17 protein-coding genes and 1 tRNA gene are annotated in these 19,377 nt (G+C 72.0%); 9 read left to right on the top strand and 9 right to left on the bottom strand.

Translation table 11 applies throughout. From position 1 onward, the window contains the following. Window positions 1–8: 8 nt before the first annotated feature. From MXD64_RS11430 to MXD64_RS11410, 5 genes are read right to left on the bottom strand one after another with little or no spacing between them, the layout of a single operon-like run. The gene (locus MXD64_RS11430; protein ID WP_017888808.1) at window positions 9–1,361 is read right to left on the bottom strand and encodes a DUF58 domain-containing protein; all 1,353 of its coding nucleotides are present in this window, start codon (window positions 1,359–1,361) and stop codon (window positions 9–11) included. Next, on the bottom strand, window positions 1,361–2,377 hold the full coding sequence (locus tag MXD64_RS11425; RefSeq protein WP_371830320.1) for an AAA family ATPase: 1,017 nt from the start codon (window positions 2,375–2,377) through the stop codon (window positions 1,361–1,363). Before MXD64_RS11425 ends, MXD64_RS11430 begins: the two co-directional genes overlap by 1 nt. Further along, a complete protein-coding gene (locus MXD64_RS11420; RefSeq protein WP_263136456.1) occupies window positions 2,374–3,645 on the bottom strand; it encodes a DUF4350 domain-containing protein in 1,272 nt (423 codons plus the stop codon). Before MXD64_RS11420 ends, MXD64_RS11425 begins: the two co-directional genes overlap by 4 nt. Continuing rightward, window positions 3,642–4,283, bottom strand: a complete 642-nt coding sequence (locus MXD64_RS11415) for a DUF4129 domain-containing protein (RefSeq protein ID WP_056070922.1) — start codon at window positions 4,281–4,283, stop codon at window positions 3,642–3,644. Before MXD64_RS11415 ends, MXD64_RS11420 begins: the two co-directional genes overlap by 4 nt. Then, the gene (locus MXD64_RS11410; protein WP_263136454.1) at window positions 4,280–5,539 is read right to left on the bottom strand and encodes a glycerophosphoryl diester phosphodiesterase membrane domain-containing protein; all 1,260 of its coding nucleotides are present in this window, start codon (window positions 5,537–5,539) and stop codon (window positions 4,280–4,282) included. The genes MXD64_RS11415 and MXD64_RS11410 overlap by 4 nt, the downstream gene beginning before the upstream one ends. Window positions 5,540–5,870: 331 nt before the next feature. Here MXD64_RS11410 and mtrA point away from each other — a divergent pair, with 331 nt between their 5' ends. The 6 genes from mtrA (at window position 5,871) to secA (ending at window position 14,527) form a co-directional block, all read left to right on the top strand. Beyond that, window positions 5,871–6,545: an MtrAB system response regulator MtrA gene (gene mtrA / locus MXD64_RS11405; protein WP_017888813.1), complete on the top strand. Its 675-nt coding sequence runs from the start codon at window positions 5,871–5,873 to the stop codon at window positions 6,543–6,545. A gap of 5 nt (window positions 6,546–6,550) precedes the next feature. Next, window positions 6,551–8,257, top strand: a complete 1,707-nt coding sequence (gene mtrB / locus MXD64_RS11400) for an MtrAB system histidine kinase MtrB (protein ID WP_017888814.1) — start codon at window positions 6,551–6,553, stop codon at window positions 8,255–8,257. Then, window positions 8,257–9,939, top strand: a complete 1,683-nt coding sequence (locus tag MXD64_RS11395) for a GerMN domain-containing protein (protein WP_263136451.1) — start codon at window positions 8,257–8,259, stop codon at window positions 9,937–9,939. The genes mtrB and MXD64_RS11395 overlap by 1 nt, the downstream gene beginning before the upstream one ends. A gap of 97 nt (window positions 9,940–10,036) precedes the next feature. Continuing rightward, window positions 10,037–10,699 (top strand): ComF family protein, encoded by a 663-nt coding sequence (locus tag MXD64_RS11390; RefSeq protein ID WP_263136449.1) that lies wholly within the window; start codon window positions 10,037–10,039, stop codon window positions 10,697–10,699. 159 nt (window positions 10,700–10,858) lie between these two features. Next, window positions 10,859–11,575, top strand: a complete 717-nt coding sequence (gene hpf / locus MXD64_RS11385) for a ribosome hibernation-promoting factor, HPF/YfiA family (RefSeq protein ID WP_263136447.1) — start codon at window positions 10,859–10,861, stop codon at window positions 11,573–11,575. A 171-nt stretch (window positions 11,576–11,746) separates the two neighbouring features. After that, entirely contained in the window at window positions 11,747–14,527 is a 2,781-nt protein-coding gene (gene secA / locus MXD64_RS11380) for a preprotein translocase subunit SecA (protein WP_017888818.1), read from the top strand. Window positions 14,528–14,616: 89 nt separating this feature from the next. Here the strand turns inward: secA and MXD64_RS11375 are convergent, their stop codons facing one another. Further along, entirely contained in the window at window positions 14,617–15,057 is a 441-nt protein-coding gene (locus MXD64_RS11375) for an Rv3235 family protein (protein ID WP_259493916.1), read from the bottom strand. A 118-nt stretch (window positions 15,058–15,175) separates the two neighbouring features. On the opposite strand from MXD64_RS11375, the gene MXD64_RS11370 reads away from it, so the two are divergent. Then, the gene (locus MXD64_RS11370) at window positions 15,176–16,678 is read left to right on the top strand and encodes a sensor histidine kinase (protein ID WP_042538784.1); all 1,503 of its coding nucleotides are present in this window, start codon (window positions 15,176–15,178) and stop codon (window positions 16,676–16,678) included. 173 nt (window positions 16,679–16,851) lie between these two features. Here the strand turns inward: MXD64_RS11370 and MXD64_RS11365 are convergent, their stop codons facing one another. After that, window positions 16,852–17,100 carry a WhiB family transcriptional regulator gene (locus MXD64_RS11365; protein ID WP_017888820.1) on the bottom strand — a complete coding sequence of 83 codons (249 nt, stop codon included), beginning with the start codon at window positions 17,098–17,100 and terminating at the stop codon, window positions 16,852–16,854. A gap of 261 nt (window positions 17,101–17,361) precedes the next feature. Here MXD64_RS11365 and MXD64_RS11360 point away from each other — a divergent pair, with 261 nt between their 5' ends. Then, window positions 17,362–17,793: a hypothetical protein gene (locus MXD64_RS11360; protein WP_071252148.1), complete on the top strand. Its 432-nt coding sequence runs from the start codon at window positions 17,362–17,364 to the stop codon at window positions 17,791–17,793. A 79-nt stretch (window positions 17,794–17,872) separates the two neighbouring features. On the opposite strand, the gene bcp is transcribed toward MXD64_RS11360, so the two are convergent. Then, window positions 17,873–18,343: a thioredoxin-dependent thiol peroxidase gene (gene bcp / locus MXD64_RS11355; RefSeq protein ID WP_042538782.1), complete on the bottom strand. Its 471-nt coding sequence runs from the start codon at window positions 18,341–18,343 to the stop codon at window positions 17,873–17,875. A gap of 95 nt (window positions 18,344–18,438) precedes the next feature. On the opposite strand from bcp, the gene MXD64_RS11350 reads away from it, so the two are divergent. Next, window positions 18,439–18,511 (top strand) — tRNA-Lys (locus tag MXD64_RS11350). Between the two features lie 138 nt (window positions 18,512–18,649). On the opposite strand, the gene MXD64_RS11345 is transcribed toward MXD64_RS11350, so the two are convergent. Beyond that, window positions 18,650–19,300, bottom strand: a complete 651-nt coding sequence (locus MXD64_RS11345; RefSeq protein ID WP_411512247.1) for a YigZ family protein — start codon at window positions 19,298–19,300, stop codon at window positions 18,650–18,652. Between the last annotated feature and the right edge of the window lie 77 nt (window positions 19,301–19,377).

Raw genomic sequence — 19,377 nt, 5'->3', positions numbered from 1 at the left:
GCCCCGGTTCAGAGTCGGCCGGAGGCCTTCGCCCGGATGTAGGCGTCGGCGACGAGCGGCGGGACGTCCGCCGGCGCGCCACGGACGACCTCGGCGCCGGATCGGCGTGCGACGTCGGCCGCTCCGTCCGCGTCGAGCAGCGTGCGTTCCGCGGCGGCGCGTCGGTAGACGTCGCGCTCCGCGCCGGTGGGGAGGCCCGGCACCCGTCCGCCCCGCGCGGTGCGGATCGACGTGGTCGGGTCCACCCCGCCGTGTGCCATCCGCTCGACGGCCGGGTCCTCGATGCTCGTCACGACCACCGCGTGCCGCCGGGACAGCCGGGGGAGCACGGCGAGCAGGTCACCCGAGCCACCGACGGAGTCCAGGCTCGAGGCGAGGACGACCAGTGCGCGCGAGGTCGTGATCGAGTCGACGAGTGCGGGCACGGACGCCCAGTCGGTCGCGGCGAGCCCGGGTTCGGCCATCGCGAGTGCTTCGCCGAAGCGCTGCACGACGTCGGTGCGGGTGGCGCCGTGCACGCGGTCGTGCGCGGTGTCGTCGAGGACGACCAGGTCGACCCGGTCACCGGCGGCGGCAGCGAGCGCGCCGAGGAGCAGCGCCGACTCGATGAACGTGTCGAGCCGTGGCTCGTCGGCGACACGGCCGGCACCCGCTCGCCCCGCGTCCACCACGACGACGACGCGCCGGTCACGCTCCGGCCGCCACGTGCGGACGACGAGGTCCTGTCGCCGAGCGGTCGCCCGCCAGTCGATGGAGCGCACGTCGTCACCGCGGACGTAGTCGCGCAGCGAGTCGAACTCGGTGCCGTGCCCGCGGAGCTGCAGGGTGGTCTCGCCGTCGAGCTCGCGGAGCCGTGCCAGGCGTGACGGCAGGTGCCGCCGCGACCGGAAGGGCGGCGTGACGACGAGTTCGCCCGGTGCTGCCACGACCCGCTGGCGCGCCGCGAGGCCCAGGGGGCCGAAGGACCGCACGGCGACCCCGGTGGTGCGACGTCGGCCGCGGCGGAACGGTGTGAAGCGCATCCGCGCCGTCCGTCGCTCCCCGCCGGGCACCGTCATCCGGATCCGCCGGGGGCGGTGGCCGGCCGACGGCTCCCACATGTCGCGGACCACGCCACGGACCGTCCGGGTCCCGTCGTTCGCGAGCACGAGCGTGCCGTCGGCGGTGCTGTCACGTCGGGCGAGCCGCGGCATCCGGCGTTCCACCCGGACCCGGCGCAGGTCGGCGGCGAGCAGGACGTCGAGCACGGCGGCGAGCAGCACCACCCCGACCCACGCCAGGCCCGCCCACCCGCTGCCGAGCAGCACGGTGGGGACGAGGGCGACGGCGAGGAGCGCGACGAACCGACCGGAGACCGCCACTAGATCGGCACCCGCACCTGCTCGAGCACCTGCTGGAGCACGCCGTCGGCGCCGACGCCCTCGAGCTCGGCGTCCGCGGCGACCCGCAGGCGGTGCCGCCAGACCGGCAGGGCCATCGCCTGCACGTGGTCCGGGGTGATCGCGTCGTAGCCGGTGAGCCACGCCCAGGCCTTCGCGGCCGCGAGCAGGGCCGTCGCGCCACGGGGACTGACGCCGACCCGGACCGAGGGCGCCTGACGCGTGGCCCGGGCCAGGTCGACGATGTAGGCGAGCACGTCGTCGCGGGCACCGACGCCGCGGACTGCGCGCTGCGCCCGCACGACCTCGTCGACGCCGACCACCGGGGTGATGCCGGCCGACCGCACGTCGCGCGGGACGAACCCGTCGGCGTGGCGTCGGAGCACCTGCCACTCGACGTCACGCGGGGGGATGTCGAGGGTCAGCTTCATGAGGAACCGGTCGAGCTGCGCCTCGGGCAGCGTGTACGTGCCCTCGAACTCGATCGGGTTCATCGTCGCGGCGACGAAGAACGGGTCGGGCAGCGCACGGGCGTCGCCGTCGACGCTGACCTGGCGTTCCTCCATCGCCTCGAGCAGGGCCGACTGGGTCTTCGGGGGCGTCCGGTTGACCTCGTCGGCGAGCAGGACGTTGGTGAACACGGGGCCCTCGCGGAACGGGAACGTGCCGGTCGACGCGTCGTAGACGAGCGATCCGGTGACGTCGCCGGGCATCAGGTCGGGCGTGAACTGGATGCGCTTCGTGTCGAGCGTCATCGCGGCGGCGAGGCTGCGCACGAGCAGGGTCTTGGCGACACCGGGGACGCCCTCGAGCAGCACGTGCCCCTGGGCGAGGAGGCCCACGATCATGCCGGAGACCGCGCCCTCCTGGCCGACGACGGCCTTGGCGACCTCGGTGCGGACCCGGCCGAACGCGTCGCGCAGGTCGGTGCCGGCGGCGCTCGAGTGGTCGGGCTCCGGCGCGGCGTGCTCGGTGGTGGCAGGGGGCAGGTCGGTCACGGTCGTGCTCCTGGTCGGTCGGGGTCAGAGGTCGGGTGGTCGCCGGAGGTCACCCGGCGGACGGCGCGTTCGAGGTCGTCGAGCGCCGCGGTGCCGTCGACGAGCGCGCGGTCGTCGTCGGTGGTCCCGCCGACGAGCACGGCGCCGACACGGGTGTGCGGGATGCCGGTCGCCTGCGCAGCGGCGCGGACGACCTCGTCGACGTGGGCGGAGCGGGGGAGCCCGAGCAGCCGGGCGATCCGTCGGACGGCGGCGACGCGCAGGGTGTCCAGCGCGTGGGTGCGGTCCCGCGTGCGGGCGTACATCCGGGCGCGTCCCTCGGTCGTCTCGGCGGCCCGGACGACGACGGGCAACCGCTCGACGACGAGCGGGCCGAGGCGCCGACCACGCCAGACGCCCGCAGCCACGGCGACGAGGGCGAGCAGGGCGAGGGCACTCGGCACCCACGGCGGGGCGAGCTCGCCGAGGGTCGGAGCGGCGTCGGGTGTCCCGACCGTCGGGGTGTACCAGACGAGCCGCTCGTCGCCGCCGAGCAGCCCGAGGGCCAGCGCGGCGTTCCCGGCGGTGGCGATGGTGTCGTTCCGGAACGCCGAGGTGGTGCCGACCAGCGTCACGTCACCGCCCGGCGTGGTGGTGCGGACGAGGCCCCAGACGCGGGAGTCGCCCGCACCGGTCGGCGCGCACCGCTCGGCGCTCTCGTCCTGCACGGTGTACCCGGAGCCTGCGGTCGTGACCCGCGCTGCCGAGGCCGCCGCGGGGATCCCGCACGAGGTCGTCGAGACGGTGGCGTTGCCGTCGATCTGGCCGGGCGGGTCGATCGGGAAGCCGAGCAGCGCGTCGAGGCCGGCGCCGCTCGTCCCCACGACCACGACGTGCCGGGCGGTGCGCGCGATCCGTTCCGCGACGGCGGGGTCGAGCGCGCCGTCGGCGTCGTCGATGAACACCGTGCCGCCGTCGAGCGCGCCGGTGCCGTCGAGGGTGTCGGTCACGGTGACCGCGGTGCCGCGCTGCTCGATGACGCGCACCAGGGCGGCGGATCCGCTCGCCGTCGTCGAGGTCGGGTCGAGTGCGCGCGGTGCGCCCTTCTCGGTGCCCTGCACGACCGCCGTCAGGGCGGCGAGCAGGACCCCGACCAGGACGATCACGACCCAGAAACCGAAGCGGAACCGGCGTCCCTCGGCCGGACCGGAAGCCGGATCCGAGGCCGGAGCCGAGGCCGGGGCCGAGGCCGGGGCGGCGCTCGTCCGGGTGGCGGTGTCGGCCGTCATGCCGGCACCACCGGTGCCTCGACCCGCGCCGGGCGGGCCTGTCGGACGGTCTGCTCGGTGTCGAGCACGCGGAGGGCGGTGTCCTGGTCGGCCTCGGCACCGAGGTACCGGACCGCGTCGAAGGACGTCGCCGCGGCGTCGAGCGCACCGGCTGACGCGGGGAACGGCACGGCGCCGCGTGCGGCGATCGTGCGGGCGGTCGCACCGGGCACGTCGGGCACCAGGTCGCGCTCACCGAGTCCGCGGGCGATCGCGCGGAAGCCGTCCAGCACCGCTGCCGACCAGTCGGCGCGGCGCACTGCGGCCTGGGCCGCCTCGAGGAGTTCGCGGGCGGAGCGCAGGTCGTCGGCGTCGAAGACCCCGCCGGTGTCGCCGTCGCCGGCCCGGGCGCGCCGTCGGGGGAGCCCCCGCGCGACGACGACGAGCACGACGACCGCGACGAGCACCACGATCGCGATCACCAGCGCGGTGCGGGCCGCGGCGGGGGAGTCGAGACCGTCGGCGCGGAGCGAGCCGAGCCAGTCGAGGAAGGACCGCGAGGCCCGGTCCCACCACGTCGGCTGGGCACCGTCGTAGGCGGACCGGTCGAGTTCGCGTTCGAGCAGACGACGCGCCTCGTCCGGGTCGACCGCCGTCACGCGTTGCCGTTCGGCGGCGACTGGCCCGGACCCTGCTGCCAGGGCGGCTGCTGCGACTGGGACTGCGGCTGTTGCTGCCCCGGCTGCCACGGCTGCTGGGTGGGGTGCCACTGCGGTTGCTGCTGCTGTGCGGGCTGCCACTGCGGTTGCTGCTGCCCGGACCACTGCTGCTGCCCCGGCCACTGCTGCTGCTGCTGCTGCGCCTGCCACTGCTGGCCGCCCCACTGCTGCTGCGGGGGCCACGGCGGCCGCGCGACGGGCTCGGACGGCGCGAACGGGTCGGTCGGCTGCCCGGAGTCCAGGTGCGACGCGATCCGCTGGTCCAGGGCCTCGGTGCGGATCCGCCGGTCGATGGCCAGGAACGTGGTGACCGACGCGCTCAGGACGTCGGTGATGCACTGCACCGCCATCGCGAGCAGGCTGCCGATGACGATCGCGATGACCGCACCGGCGCCGGCGCCCGACGGACCGCCGGTCTGCCCGAGCGGGTCGAACGTGCCCCCGACGAGCACGGTGCCGACGGTGAGCGGGATCGACGCGATGGACGCCGCGAAGCCGAACATCAGCTGCACGAGCAGCAGGATGCCGAAGGTCCGCCAGAAGGCCCCGCGGGTCAGGCGCCACGACTGGGCGGCAGCGGCGAAGACCGGTCGGCCCTCGAGCGCGATCGTCGGGACGGTGAACACGAAGCGGATGCCGAGCCACACGACCACGACACCGAGCCCGAGCACGAAGAGCACGAGCGCCAGCACGAACCAGCCGGTCCCGGAGCCGGCGGCACCGATCGTCGCGAAGACCCCGAAGAAGACGAGCCCGGCGACGATCGCGATGACGACGCCCGCAGCGGTCTGCACGAGCATCCACGCGACGACCGTCCAGCGGCGTCCGGCCAGCAGCGCCCACAGTCCGCGGAACGTGGCGCGGCGGCCGAGCACCCGCTGCCCGGTGTCCGCGGCGACCGGCGCGACGAGGAACCCGCGACCGAGGTAGGCGAGGAAGGGCAGCCCGATCGACATGAGCGCCGTGAGCGTCAGCGTGCCCGCGGCCACCGAGCCGGCGCCGCTGCCGCCGTCGAGGGCGGAGAACATCCGCGACTGCAGTGCCTGCTGCCCGAACGTGCTGGCCAGCGTCGACAGCAGGCCGAGCACACCGCTCAGCAGCACGCTCCAGAGCAGCAGCACGCGGGCGTTCCGACGGAAGACCGTGAACGCGCCGGCCAGGACGTCGCCGAGACCGAGCGGGCGCAGCGGGATCACCGGACGCGAGCCGCCGGACGGACCGCCCGGTCGCCCCTGACCCGACCCCGGGGCGGGCTGCGGCGGCACCGAGAAGCGGGGCGGGCCTCCTGGCTGGGGTCCGGGTCCCTGTGTCGGTCCGGACGCCGGCGGTGTCGGCGCACCCTGCTGCCCACCGCCCGGTGTGTGCCAATCGGACATGACTCCAGCCCCCTCGTCGTGTCGGACCGTGCCAGCGATGCACGTCCCACCCCCATCCTGTCGGAAAACCCCGCGCGGCGGGGCCTCGGCTATCGTGTGGGGACACGTGCCGACCACGGCACTCCCGCACGCCACCCGGAGTCCAGATCACATGACACCGCGCATCCTCGTCGTCGACGACGACCAGGCCCTCTCCGAGATGATCGGCATCGTGCTCCGCTCCGAGGGGTACGAACCCGAGTTCAGCGCCGACGGCAACGACGCCGTCGACGCGTTCCACGCCACCAAGCCGGACCTCGTCCTGCTCGACGTCATGCTGCCCGGCATCGACGGCATCGAGGTGTGCAAGCGCATCCGTGCCGAGAGCGGCACACCGATCATCATGCTCACCGCGAAGAGCGACACCGCCGACGTCGTCCTCGGGCTCGAGAACGGTGCCGACGACTACGTCGTGAAGCCCTTCAACCCGAAGGAGCTCGTCGCGCGCATCCGCACCCGACTGCGGCCCAGCGCATCCGACGCCACCGTGCTGCACGTCGGCGACGTCACGGTCGACGTCGCCGGGCACGAGGTGCGCCGCGGCGACACCGTGATCGCGCTCACGCCGCTCGAGTTCGACCTGCTCCGGGCGCTCGCCGAGAAGCCCAACCAGGTCTTCACCCGCGAGATGCTGCTCGAACAGGTCTGGGGCTACCACTACAAGGCGGACACCCGGCTGGTGAACGTCCACGTGCAGCGGCTCCGCGCGAAGATCGAGCACGACCCGGACAACCCGAAGACCGTCACCACGGTGCGCGGCGTCGGGTACCGCGCCGGAGGAGCCTGAGCACCGTGCCGCCCTCGACGCGCCCGTCGGGCCCGGCCCGCGGTGTCAGCGGCGCCACGGTCTCGATCGGTGTCGTCGACCGTGGCCGTCGCCGGATGCGGCGCTGGCTCCGACGGGGCTGGCGCCCGATCGCGTACCTGTGGCGGCGCTCGCTCATGTTCCGCTCGGTCGCCATCACCGTGATGACGACGGGGCTCGCGGTGGGGATCATCGGCACCGCGGTCATGGTGAGCATCTCGACGAACGTCTACTCGCAGCGCCGTGACCAGATCGAGTCGGAGTCGGCCCGGGCCACCATCGTCGCCCAGGGGATCTTCGACGCGGCGACCGCGGCCGAGGACAACAACCAGTCCGAGCTCGAGACCCTGCAGAACGAGGCGCAGCAGGCGATCCTGTCGAACACGACGAGCCCCGGCGGGACGAGCATCGCGATCGAGCGGAGCCCGGGCCAGTCCACCCCGCAGACGCTGCAGACCATCGCCAGCCAGGACTTCCCGGACGCGGTGATCACCGACGACCTGCGGAAGGAAGTGGGGCAGAACACCGGTCGACTCAGCCTGCAGCCCGTCCAGCTCGACGACGACGGACGCCGGGTGCCGGGGCTCGCCGTCGGGTCAACCCTGCAGATCCCGAGCGCCGGGCAGTACGAGCTCTACCTGGTCTACGACCTCTCGGACGCGCAGCAGACCCTGGACTTCGTGTCCCAGACGCTGTCCATCGGCGGTGTGGCGCTCATGGTGCTCATCGCCCTGGTCACCTCGCTCGTCGTCCGGCTCGTCGTCGTGCCGATCCGCGGTGCCGCCGAGACGAGCCGGAAGATCGCCGCTGGTCGCCTCGACGAACGCATCCCGGTGCGCGGCCAGGACGACCTGGCGACCCTGGCGCGGAGCTTCAACGGCATGGCCGAGGCGGTCAGCCGCCAGATCACCCAGCTCGCCGAGCTCTCGCGCGTGCAGCAGCGGTTCGTCTCCGACGTCTCGCACGAACTCCGCACCCCGCTCACCACGATCCGGCTCGCCGGCGACATGCTCTACGACTCCCGGCACGCGTTCGAACCGTCGGTCGGTCGGTCCGCCGAGCTCCTGCACGCCCAGGTGGAGCGCTTCGAACTGCTCCTCGCCGACCTGCTCGAGATCTCCCGCTACGACGCCCAGGCGGTCCAGCTCGACACCGCGCCCGTCGTGCCGGCGTCCATCGCCGCGGACATCGTCGACGAGTTCCGTCCGCTGGCCGAACGCGCCGGCATCGACCTGCAGCTCGCCACGCCCGGCGGCCACACGACCATGCGGCTCGACGCCAAGCGCGTCCGCCGGATCCTCCGCAACCTGGTCGGCAACGCGATCGAGCACGGCGACGCCAAGCCCGTGCAGGTCGTCGTCGACAGCGATGCGCGCACCGTCGCCATCGCCGTCCGTGACCAGGGGGTCGGCATGCCGCCGGAGGACGCCGGACGGGTGTTCGACCGTTTCTGGCGCGCCGACCCGAGCCGCAAGCGCACCATCGGCGGCACCGGGCTCGGTCTCGCGATCAGCCTCGGCGACGCCAAGCTCCACGGTGGCCGCATCGACGTGTGGTCCCGGCCGGGCGAAGGGTCGACGTTCGTGCTGACCCTGCCCCGCAACGAACAGGGGACGACCGCCACCTCGGCCATCCCGCTGCCCGAACTCGACGAGTCGTACGACGGCCCCCGCGCCGTGCGAGAGGAGTCCTGATGCGCCACCGGATCCGCCACGTCCTCGCCGTCGCGCTCGCCGCGGTCAGCCTGTTCGCGGTCACCGCCTGCGCAGCGATCCCCACCGACGGCGCCGTGCGCACCGGGCAGACCATCAAGGACGAGTCGCTCTCGGGCGTCGACTTCCGGCCGGACAAGCCGATCACCGGATCCGACCAGACGGCCATCCTCCGCGGGTTCATCGCCGCGGCCACCGGCGCCCAGGACAACTACGCGATCGCCCGGCAGTTCCTGGCGGACGACTTCGCCCAGCGGTGGAACCCGCGGCAGGGCGTCACGATCCGCGACGGTAGCGGCACCGTCGAGCGCGCCGACGACCGTGAGCTCACGTACACGATGACGGCCAGCGCCACCGTGGACGCCGAGGGGGAGTACACCCAGGCCGTCCGCCCCACCTCGTCGACGCTGACGTTCCAGTTCGTCCGCGAGGACGGCGAGTGGCGCATCGCCTACGCCCCGGACGGCATCATCCTGTCGCCGGTCAGCTTCGAGTCGGTGTTCCAGCCGCACGCGCTGTACTTCTACGACCCCACCTACCGCTTCCTCGTGCCCGACCAGCGCTGGTTCCTCGCCCGGTCCTCCACCAGCACCCGCATCGCCAGCGCCCTGCTCGCCGGCCCCGCCGACTGGCTGAAGGGGGCCGTCGTCTCGTCGTTCCCGGAGGGCACCCAACTGTCCCTCAACGCGGTGACGATCGACAGCGGCACGGCCCTCGTCGACCTGTCGAGGGACGCCCTGGGCGCGAGCACCATCGACAAGGTCCGGATGCGCGAACAGCTCAGCAAGTCCCTCGCCTCGGTCGCCACCATCTCGTCGGTGTCGATGACGATCGAGGGCGCGACGCTGTCGGTGCCGGACTCCGGGGGAGCGGACGCCCAGCAGAACCCCGACGTCGACCCCAGACCCCTGGTCGAACACGACGGCGTCGTCGGCTACGCAGCCTCGGGCACCGGCAAGGTCGCCGAACTCGGCAGCGGCGTCGGTGCGGCGATCGCCGGCCTCGACCCGACCTCGATCGCCCTGTCGGCATCCGGCACCACCGCGGCCGTCGGCAACCGGGACGGCGCCGTCGTCGTGCGCGGCAAGGACCGCCTGCGCGTCGACGCACGCGAGGACCTCGTCGCCCCCGCCGTCGACGACCTCGGCTTCGTGTGGGTCGGAGAACAGTCCGACCCCCGCCGCATCACCGCGTACGGCCTCGGCGGCGACCCGCACGAGGTCCGCACCACCCTGCCGCGCGGCGACCTCGTGTCGTTCCAGGTGTCCCGCGACTCCACCAGGGCGCTCGCGCTCATCGAGACCGCCGACGGACCCGGCCTGTACGTGATGGCGATCATCCGCGGGTCCGACCGGTCACCCAGCTCGTTCGGTGCCCCCGTCCGGGTGCAGGCCGCCAGCGGCACCGCCGTCGACGCCACGTGGGTGAACGACACCGACGTCGCCTCGGTCGGACAGACCACCAGCGGCCCGAACATCGTGCGCACGACCATCGGCGGCAAGTCGAGCACCCTGCCGAAGCCCGACGGCCGCGCGACCGCGATCAGCGGGGGCAGCGGCGGGGCGCTGCTGCTCCGGATGTCGAGCGGTGACGTCCTGCAGTCCACCGGTGGTGGCTGGGACACGACGGGCGTCACCGCCGACGTGCTCGGCGTCCAGCGCTGACGGCACCCTCCTCCACACCGCACCCGGCCTGGAGGCCCGTCCACAGCCCGGCACACCGGCCCACCGCCGTCGTCCGGTCACCGCCACGATCGTGATCGTGCCCCCTGACGACGCCCCCACCCCGTGGCGTGACGCCCTGCTCGCCGTGCTCGGACTGTTCCTCCCCGTCGCCTGCCTGGGCTGCGGCCGCCCGGACCGCGCACTCTGCCCGCCGTGCCGCGCGGCGCTCGACGCACGCCCCGGGCGCGTCCGGCTCGTCGCCGGCGTCCGGCTCGACGCCGCCTTCGAGTACGAGGGGCTGGTCCGCACCCTGGTCCTCGAGCTGAAGCTGCGCGGCCGGGTCGACGTCGCCCGTCCGCTCGGTGGCCGGTTCGGTGCACTCGTCCGGACGGCGCTCGCCGCGGCACCGGACGGCACCGTGGTGCTCCGCGTCCCGCCGTCCCGTGCGGGTGCCCGGCGCCGCGGGTTCGACCCGGTGGTGCTCCTGCTCGCCCGCGGCGGTGTCCGGCGGACGGGGCGGCTCGTCCGGACCCGGGCCGGACGCCGGGGTGCGGGGCCCGGGCAGAAGGAACGATCGGCGGTGGAGCGGGTCGCCGCCACCGTCGGCACCCTGCGCGCGGTCGGGGTCGCCGGCCGCCACGTGGTGCTCGTCGACGACGTCGTCACGACCGGCGTGACGATGGCCGAGGGTGTCCGCGCCGTGCGGTCGGCGGGTGGTCGGGTGGCGCGCTGCGTCGCCCTGGCAAGCGTCGACGAATGACGGCTCCGTGAACACCCGGTGTCCACTGAGCGTCCGGTGAGTGTCCGACAGACTCGCCGACGCCCCGTGACGCCGAGGGTGCGCCGGGTCTAGCCTCGCGGCAAGGCGTTCGGGTCGCCGGACGGAGGCGACGCGCCGACACTGGATGGGAGCCGCCACATGGACGTGACGATCACGGGCCGGAACGTCGGGGTCACCGACCGTTTCCGCACCTACGTCGAGCAGAAGTCCGAGAAGATCGACGTGCTCGCCGACCGCGCCCTCGCCTTCGAGGTGCGCATCAGCCGCCACCACGAGAAGTCGAGCGGCAGCCAGGGCGAGGACCGCGTGGAGCTCACGCTGATCGGGCCGGGGCCGCTCGTGCGGGCCGAGTCCGCGGCGTCGGACAAGTACGCCGCCTTCGACCTCGCCTTCGCGCGGATCATGGAGCGCCTCCGTCGGGCGCGTGACCGCCGCAAGGTGCACCACGGCCGCCACCGTCCCACCTCGGTCGCCGAGGCCGCCGGCAGTGCGTTCGACGGCATGGGTGTCGTCCCCGCCGACGGCAAGCTCATCGAGGAGGTCGCGACCGGTGCGGTCCCGGTCGTCGACCAGGACACCGCCGAGGACGAGAACGAGGTGTACAGCCCGGTCGTCATCCGGCACAAGGTGTTCGAGGCCGCCCCGATGACGGTCGACGACGCCCTCTACCACATGGAACTCGTCGGGCACGACTTCTACCTGTTCCTCGACGCGGAGACCCGTCGTCCGAGCGTCGTCTACCGACGCAAGGGCTGGGACTACGGCGTGATCGGGATCGACGAGGTGCCCGCCGGCCGGGCGCAGGCCTCGGCCACGGCGGACTCCGACGCGGAGCGCGCAGCGGCGATCGCCTGACGTCCTCGCGGAGCCTCCGGTTCCGCTCCGTGTGCGCGGTCCGTTCGCGGGCCGCGCACACCCGTGTCCGCGGCAGCCGCGGCGCTCACAGCGCCGAGCGTTCGCGGGTTGCTAGCATGACTGGTCGATCGGGCGTGCAGGTCGCGCGCGACGACCCCGTAAGGAGTTCACGTGGCAAACGTGCTGGAGAAGGTCCTCCGCATCGGCGAAGGACGAACCCTCCGTCGGCTGAAGGCGTACGCCTCGGCCATCAACGACCTCGAGGACGACTTCTCGAGCCTCACCGACGAGGAACTCCACGGCGAGACCAAGGAGCTGCGCGAGCGGTACGCCAACGGCGAGACCCTCGACGACCTCCTGCCCGAGGCGTTCGCCGCCGTGCGTGAAGCCGCGAAGCGCACCCTGGGCATGCGGCACTTCGACGTGCAGCTCATGGGTGGCGCGGCCCTGCACCTCGGCAACATCGCCGAGATGAAGACCGGTGAGGGCAAGACCCTCGTCGCGACGACCGCCGCGTACCTCAACGCGATCCCGTCGCGCGGCGTGCACGTCATCACGGTCAACGACTACCTGGCCTCGTACCAGTCCGAGATCATGGGCCGCGTCTTCCGCGCGCTCGGCATGACCACCGGCTGCATCATCGCGAACCAGAGCCCGCCGGAGCGTCGCGAGCAGTACGCCGCCGACATCACCTACGGCACGAACAACGAGTTCGGCTTCGACTACCTGCGCGACAACATGGCGTGGCAGGCCTCCGACATGGTGCAGCGCGGCCACTTCTTCGCCGTCGTGGACGAGGTCGACTCGATCCTCATCGACGAGGCCCGGACGCCGCTCATCATCTCCGGTCCGTCGTCGGGCGAGGCCAACCGGTGGTTCACCGAGTTCGCCTCGATCGCCACGCGCCTGACCCCGGGCGAGGACTACGAGGTCGACGAGAAGAAGCGCACCGTCGGCGTCCTCGAGCCCGGCATCGAGAAGGTCGAGGACTACCTCGGCATCGACAACCTGTACGAGTCGGCGAACACCCCGCTCATCTCGTTCCTGAACAACTCCATCAAGGCCGTCGCCCTGTTCAAGAAGGACAAGGACTACGTCGTGATGAACGGCGAGGTGCTCATCGTCGACGAGCACACCGGCCGCATCCTGATGGGCCGCCGCTACAACGAGGGCATCCACCAGGCGATCGAGGCCAAGGAAGGCGTCGAGGTCAAGGCCGAGAACCAGACCCTCGCCACCGTCACGCTGCAGAACTACTTCCGCCTGTACCAGAAGCTCTCCGGCATGACCGGTACCGCCGAGACCGAGGCGGCCGAGTTCATGTCGACCTACAAGCTCGGCGTCGTCGCCATCCCGACGAACAAGCCGATGCAGCGCATCGACCAGACGGACCTCGTCTACAAGAACGAGAAGTCGAAGTTCGAGCAGGTCGCCGAGGACATCGCGGAGCGTCACGAGAAGGGCCAGCCCGTCCTCGTCGGTACCACGAGCGTCGAGAAGTCCGAGTACCTGTCGAAGCTCCTCGCCAAGCAGGGTGTGAAGCACGAGGTCCTCAACGCGAAGAACCACGCCCGTGAAGCCGCGATCGTCGCCCAGGCCGGTCGCTTCGGCGCTGTGACCGTCGCGACGAACATGGCCGGTCGTGGTACCGACATCATGCTCGGTGGCAACGCGGAGTTCCTCGCCGTGCAGGAGATGCACGCGAAGGGCCTGTCGCCGACCGAGACCCCCGACGAGTACGAAGCCGCGTGGGACGACGTGTTCGCCCGCGTCAAGGCCGAGGTCGAGGAAGAGGGCGACAAGGTCCGCGCAGTCGGCGGCCTGTACGTGCTCGGCACCGAGCGCCACGAGTCGCGACGCATCGACAACCAGCTGCGTGGTCGTTCCGGCCGCCAGGGTGACCCGGGCGAGAGCCGCTTCTACCTGTCGCTGACCGACGACCTGATGCGCCTGTTCAACTCCGGTGCCGCCGAGAGCCTGATGGGCCGCTCGAACGTCCCGGACGACCTGGCGATCGAGAACAAGCTCGTCGGCCGCGCGATCCGGTCCGCCCAGTCTCAGGTCGAGGGCCGCAACGCCGAGATCCGCAAGAACGTCCTGAAGTACGACGACGTCCTGAACCGTCAGCGTGAGGCGATCTACAGCGACCGCCGCCACATCCTCGAGGGCGACGACCTGCACGACCGCGCGCAGGCCTTCCTCAAGGCGGTCATCGACGACGTCATCGACACCCACACGGGCGAAGGCTCCCCGGACGACTGGGACCTCGACGCCATGTGGACCGAGCTCGGCACCCTCTACCCGATCTCGATCTCCATCGACGAGGTCATCACCGAGGCCGGCTCGAAGGGCAAGGCGTCGCGAGACTTCCTGGCCCGCGAGATCCTCTCCGACGCCAAGCTGGCCTACCAGCAGCGTGAGGAACTCCTCGGCGACGAGGCGATGCGCGAGCTCGAGCGTCGTGTGGTGCTCTCGGTGATCGACCGCCGCTGGCGCGACCACCTGTACGAGATGGACTACCTGAAGGACGGCATCGGCCTCCGCGCGATGGCGCAGCGTGACCCGCTGGTCGAGTACCAGCGCGAGGGCTACGCACTGTTCCAGACGATGATGGGGCAGATCCGCGAAGAGTCCGTCGGCTACCTGTTCAACCTCGAGGTCCAGGTGCAGTCCGACGGCGAGAACGCGGTCATCGAGGCCAAGGGGCTCGGCGAGGACGAGGTCTCCGGCCTCGAGTACTCGGCACCGTCCATCGACGGCGAGGTCGAGGTCCGCGACGAGAAGGGGCGCCTCGAGCAGGCCGCCACCGCTCGTGCGCAGCGCGCCCAGGCCGAGGCCGAAGCGGCTGCCGAGCCGGAGCAGGGCTCCGCGTTCGGCAACGCGGCCACGGCCTCCGGTCAGGCTGCGGCGAGCAACCGCGCCGAGCGTCGACAGGCCACCAAGAAGAACTAGCGTCCCGCGCGCGAGCGATGCGTGCCGCCTGCCGGATCGGAGGCCCGTGGCGGCGCCGCCACGGGCCTCCAGGTCGGCAGCGGGCACACCTACAGGACGCCGATGGCGGTCGCCTGCCACCGACCGTGCCGCGTCTCGAGGCGCATCGCGACCGCTCGCGCGTGGCTGCGCGTGTGCACGATGACCGTCGCCTCTGCGACGCCGTCCGCGGGGCGGCAGACCAGGACGCTGCCGACCCGGAGCACCGGGCGCCCTCGGGCCCGCTGGCCGGGTCCCCGGGCGTGCGCCGCCACCGCGGCCCGCTGCTGCAGGTGGCGCTGCACGTCGTCGCTGATCCACCGGGCGATGCTGTCGACCTCGCGTGCCCCGGTGAGCACCTCGGCGACGCAGAGCCCGAGCGCCCGAGCGGTCGACTCGGGCTCCGGGGGACCGGACGCCGCGGCTGGTTCCGGTGCCGGTTCCACGATCCGCAGGGGCGGTGGGTGCACCGCCGTCGTCTCGTGATCGATGCGGCGTGCCTGCTCTGCCACCCCTGCCCCTTCCGTCGTTGGAGCGAGCGTATGGGGCGTACGACATACGAAATACAACGCTGTCTCCCCTGTGGAGAGGGCGACGTTCTCCACAAGGCGGCGGACCTAGACTGGTTGGGTGTCGACCCTCAGTGACCTCGTCCTCGCGCAAGGCCGTTCCTCGGAAGCAGACGTGGAGTGGCTCCACCTGCTCGTGGGGGACTGGCAGCTCCTCGCCGACCTGTCCTTCGCCGACATGGTGCTCTGGGTCCCGACCGCCGAGGACGGCTCGTTCGTGGCCGTCGCACACGCCCGCCCGAGCTCCGCGGCGACGCTGTTCTACCGGGACATCGTCGGGCAGGAGATCCGCGAGGAGTGGCGCGGCCAGGTGACCGAGAGCTTCGCTGGTTCCCGCGTCGTCGACTCCGCCGAGCCGGACTGGTACGAGGACACCCCGACCCGCGTCCGCGCGATCCCGGTGCTCCGCCGCCTGAGCCCGAAGAGCGCCGAGACCACCGAACGGCCGATCGCCGTCGTGACCCGGCACTCCAACCAGGACGAGATGCGGACCCCGAGCCGCCAGGAGCTCAACTTCACCGCGAGCGCGAACGACCTGTTCGGCATGATCGCGACCGGTGACTTCCCCGACCTCGGCGCACCGGCGGGCCCCCGCCGTGGGGCGCCCCGCGCCAGCGACGGCCTGCTGCGCCTGGACACCGCCGGCACCGTGACGTTCGCGAGCCCGAACGGCCTGAGCGCCTTCAACCGGATGGGCTTCGAGGGGGAACTCGAGCGGAAGTCCCTCGCCGAGGTCACCACCGAGCTCATCGGCGCCCAGCTCGACGTCGACGAGTCCCTGCCGCTCGTGGTCACCGGCCGGGCGCCGTGGCGGGCCGACATCGAGTCGAAGGGCGTCACGGTGTCGCTCCGCTCGATCCCGCTCCGCGACCACGGTGAGCGCATCGGCGCCATCGTGCTGTGCCGCGACGTGTCCGAGCTGCGGCACCAGGAGCGCGAGCTCATCACCAAGGACGCCACGATCCGCGAGATCCACCACCGCGTGAAGAACAACCTGCAGACCGTCGCCTCCCTGCTGCGGATCCAGGCACGACGCACACACTCGGACGAAGCGCGGACCTCGCTGCAGAACGCCATGCGCCGTGTCGCCGCCATCGCCGTCGTGCACGACACGCTGTCGAGCGGGCTCAGCCAGACGGTGGACTTCGACGAGGTGTTCGACTCGGTCCTCAAGTTGGTCACCGAGGTCGCCGCGTCGCACAACACGACCGTGCACCCGAAGAAGACCGGTGAGTTCGGGGTGCTGCCCTCCGAGGCCGCGACGCCGCTCGCCCTCGGCCTCACCGAACTCGTGACGAACGCCGTCGAGCACGGGCTGGACGGCCGCGACGGCGAGGTCGAGATCGTCGCCCGCCGTTTCGACGACCACCTGGAGATCGAGGTCCGCGACAACGGCGTCGGGCTCCCCGAGGGCAAGGTCGGGTCGGGCCTCGGGACGCAGATCGTCCGCACGCTCATCCAGGGCGAGCTCGGCGGCACCATCGACTGGCACACGCTGACGGGCAGCGGCACCGAGGTGACGATCAGCATCCCGTTCCGCTGGCTGACCGCACCCGCCGCCTAGTCCGAGCGCCGCACAACACCGGTGTTCACCGGTCGAACACCCGTGTCCGGGTGTTCGATGCGTGAACACCGGTGTTTTGCATGACGACCCCCGCGCATGACGATCCCCGCGCGCACGACGACGCCCGCCGTCCCCGAAGGGACGACGGGCGTCGTGGTGTCAGACGACCGGGGTCAGGACGCGCGGCGGGCGCGGGCGGCGCGACGCTTCAGCGCACGACGCTCGTCCTCGCTGAGACCACCCCAGACACCCGAGTCCTGGTTGTTCTCGAGTGCGTACTGCAGGCACATCTCGGTGACCGTGCAACGCGCACAGACCGACTTGGCCTTCTCGATCTGGTCGACGGCGGGCCCGGTGTTCCCGACGGGGAAGAAGAGCTCGGGGTCTGCGGTGAGGCAGGCAGCCTTGTCACGCCAGTCCATGTGTGGTGCTCCTTGATGTCGATGCTCGAACGGCAGGCCGGGGCCGTGGTTCGGGGGATCGGAACGCTGACCATGCATGCGGCATGGAGGGGACAACTGTGGGGAGGAGTCCGCATGAAGCGAATCTGACGCCCGCGAGACGCTCGGGGGAGGAGCGATGAACCACGGGAGACGCACACCACATCGTGCCGTCCAAACGACCTCCAATATCGTTCCATACTGGTAGGGCCAAATCAAGGGTTCCGATGCTGGAGGATCACTGTGCACGACGACACCCCGAACGACACCGAACCCTCCGCCCCCGTCGCGCGCCGGTCGCCGGCGATGCTGGGGTTGCTCGTCGTGGTCGGCCTCGAGTTCCTCGCACTGGCGGTCGTGACCGTCGTGTTGGTCGTCGAACTGCTCGTCGCGCCGGCCACGAGCATCGCGTCGGGCATCGCCCTCACCGTCCTCGTCGCCATCGCTGCGCTCTGGCTCGGTGCGCTGCTGAACGGCCTGTGGCACGGCCGGTCGTGGGTGCGCTCGGGCATCATCGTCTGGCAGGTCCTGCAGGGCGCCATCGCGATCGGGGCGTTCCAGGGCGTCTTCCGGGTCGCCGCGGTCGGCTGGGTGCTGCTCATCCCGGCCCTGCTCGGCATCACGCTGGTGCTGTCGCGGTCGGTGACGGCCGCGCTCGCGCGCCCGGTCGAGTAGACGGTCTGGTCCGCCACACACAGGAGGCCCGGTGCCGGTTCTCGGAACCGGCACCGGGCCTCCGGTGCGTGGCCGGCTCTCAGACCAGGCCGAGCTTCTTCCGCAGGCTCGCCACGTGCCCGGTGGCCTTGACGTTGTAGAGCGGCAGCTGCACGGCGCCGTCCTCGTCGACCACGATCGTGGAGCGGATCGTGCCGGTGACGATCTTGCCGTAGTTGTTCTTCTCGCCCCAGGCCGCGTACGCCTTGTGCACGGCGAGGTCGGGGTCGCTCAGCAGCGGGAAGGTCAGCGCCTGCTCGTGCTGGAACGTCTTGAGCTTCGCCTGGTCGTCCTTCGAGACGCCGAGCACCTCGTAGCCGGCGGCCTGCAGCGAGGACATGTTGTCGCGGAAGTCACAGGCCTCGGTGGTGCAGCCCGGGGTGGAGGCCGCCGGGTAGAAGTACACGATGACCTTCTTGCCGCGCAGGGCGGCCAGGGAGTGCTGGACGCCGTCCTGGTCGGGCAGCGTGAAGTCGGGGGCGGTGTCGCCGGGGACGAGACGGTCGGTCATGGTGCTCCTGTTCGCGTCGTGCGCCCGCGAGTGGTCGTGGGCGCGCGAAACCCATGCTATTGTTGATTCCCGTTGCGGCACGGAAGCCGGAACATGCACCTCTAGCTCAATTGGCAGAGCAACTGACTCTTAATCAGTGGGTTCTCGGTTCAAGTCCGAGGGGGTGCACCGCAGGACGAACGCCCCGGCTCATCGAGTCGGGGCGTTCGTGCGTTCCAGGGGTCTTCGCGCTCCGGCACCTGGACACGCCCGAGGTGTGCCGGAGCGCAGAAGTCAGTCCGGACCGGGCTTCGGTCGGACCGGACGTCAGCCGGTGGGTACGTCGACGATCCGTTCCTCGCCGACGACGGGTTCGAGCGCGCCGGCCGACGCCGCGGCGAGGTCGGCGGTCAGCGCCCCGAGCGCGTCCTGGGGGACCCACACCTCGAAGGTCGCCGCCTGCCCGTACTCGGTCGGGCCGAGCGTCGCGTGGTGGTGCCGGACCCAGTCGCGCAGCACGTTGTCGAGCCGCCCGGCATCGGCGTGGTCGACGTCGAAGCGCACCTGCGTCAGGGCCTCGCGACGAACGGGCACGGCGGTGTCGAGCGCTTCGGAGACCGAGGTCGAGTAGGCCCGGACGAGCCCGCCCGCGCCGAGCTTCACCCCGCCGAAGTAGCGCGTGACGACCACGACGACGTCGGTCAGGTCGCGGCGGCGCAGGACCTCGAGCATCGGGACGCCGGCCGTGCCCGAGGGTTCCCCGTCGTCCGAGGAGCGGGCCTGGTCGCCGAGCACGCCCGTGACCATAGCCGTGCAGTTGTGCCGGGCGTCCCAGTACCGTCGGCGGACCTCGGCGATCACGCGGTCGGCGTCCTCGACGCCGGACACGGGCGCCACGGTGGTGATGAAGCGCGACTTCGTGATGACGATCTCGTGCTCGATGCGTGCCGCGACGGTGGCGGGGAAGCGGCGGGGCATGCCCACGAGGGTAACGGCGCGGTGTCGGGTGTCCGCGCTAGCATGGCGTCCACGCGCCGGACCGACACCCCGCGCGG

The organism is Curtobacterium sp. Arg-1 (genome assembly GCF_025643395.1).
Classification (GTDB): domain Bacteria; phylum Actinomycetota; class Actinomycetes; order Actinomycetales; family Microbacteriaceae; genus Curtobacterium; species Curtobacterium poinsettiae.
Note: the sequence above shows the minus strand (reverse complement) of the source record. Positions and strands in the feature narration are given on the sequence as shown.